Origin of the sequence: Vibrio harveyi NBRC 15634 = ATCC 14126 = KCTC 12724, from assembly GCF_001591145.1 — a bacterium.
GTDB classification, from domain to species: domain Bacteria; phylum Pseudomonadota; class Gammaproteobacteria; order Enterobacterales; family Vibrionaceae; genus Vibrio; species Vibrio harveyi.
Genome location: NZ_BCUF01000148.1, coordinates 1 through 838, shown reverse-complemented (window position 1 = coordinate 838; position 838 = coordinate 1). Strand labels below are relative to the sequence as shown.

Here is an 838-nt window from a genome sequence, read left to right as displayed (position 1 = left end):
CGAATCACTCTTAAACAGTTTGTTAAATGACCTATGACTTCGGTCTTTTCATTTGGTTTAAATGATGCTGACGAATCTCTGGTGCTATTTGGCTTGGTTTGCTACTTTCATCTGACTTTTTTAAATAGAGCCAGTTCGTTTTGCCTTTGAGTGATTGAACGTCTGAAAGTTTAATTGTCTTTGTCATGCTCTCTCTCCTTTGGTGTACCAAACGCTTCAAGTTCCTTTTCGGTTGGAACGACACTATCTGGATCACTGAGGGCTGCCTCATTAATTTCTCTATCAGATAGCGCTTCAAGTTGCTTTTTGTCAGTTTGCCCGCGAGAGAACTTCAAATTCTCAATTGATACCTTTTTGATTGTCATATTACACCACCTGAGAGTATGGCTTCATAAAACCTCTCTCATAAGATTTTTTTTCACGAGAGTTAGCTTTACGTGCTGAGATTAATCTAATATTACCACTTGATTGCCTCTCTGTATAAATCACAAACAAGATACCATATTTTGTCTTGCCAATCGTTTGAAACCTAGCTTCACCATAGTCATAGCGTGTATCTTCTCTTTCAATTCTGCTAGCATCAAGAAAAACGTGTACAGCATCAGCAAAATCAATTCTATGTTTTGCCAAATTTATTAAGTTTTTGTTCTCATCCCACTCAAATTCCATAGTTTGCCCTTTTGCCCTCATATGAGTGCGAGTGAGTATAGAATTTCAAAGCGTAAATGCGATTTACCAATATCTTTAGTTCGCGCTAACTCAATATACATCATACCTCGATTACATTAAGTTGCACCGATTTGAAAGGTCATTTAACGCCCTGCTAAGGGGTGAGCAA

General features: G+C 37.8%; 3 protein-coding genes. All 3 read right to left on the bottom strand.

Annotated features, from left to right (window positions below):
* Positions 1 to 31 precede the first annotated feature (31 nt).
* From VHA02S_RS26030 to VHA02S_RS24920, 3 genes are read right to left on the bottom strand one after another with little or no spacing between them, the layout of a single operon-like run.
* Positions 32 to 187, bottom strand: coding sequence for a hypothetical protein (locus tag VHA02S_RS26030; RefSeq protein WP_155397188.1), 156 nt, complete (start codon positions 185 to 187; stop codon positions 32 to 34).
* Positions 171 to 365 carry a hypothetical protein gene (locus VHA02S_RS24925; RefSeq protein WP_038899752.1) on the bottom strand — a complete coding sequence of 65 codons (195 nt, stop codon included), beginning with the start codon at positions 363 to 365 and terminating at the stop codon, positions 171 to 173. Before VHA02S_RS24925 ends, VHA02S_RS26030 begins: the two co-directional genes overlap by 17 nt.
* 1 nt (position 366) lies before the next feature.
* The gene (locus VHA02S_RS24920) at positions 367 to 669 is read right to left on the bottom strand and encodes a BrnT family toxin (protein ID WP_038899751.1); all 303 of its coding nucleotides are present in this window, start codon (positions 667 to 669) and stop codon (positions 367 to 369) included.
* Between the last annotated feature and the right edge of the window lie 169 nt (positions 670 to 838).

Bases quoted from the DNA above. Each gene is read 5' to 3' on its own strand.
- VHA02S_RS24925 (WP_038899752.1), bottom strand. From the start codon at position 365: ATGACAATCAAAAAGGTATCAATTGAGAATTTGAAGTTCTCTCGCGGG.
- VHA02S_RS24920 (WP_038899751.1), bottom strand. From the start codon at position 669: ATGGAATTTGAGTGGGATGAGAACAAAAACTTAATAAATTTGGCAAAA.
- VHA02S_RS26030 (WP_155397188.1), bottom strand. From the start codon at position 187: ATGACAAAGACAATTAAACTTTCAGACGTTCAATCACTCAAAGGCAAA.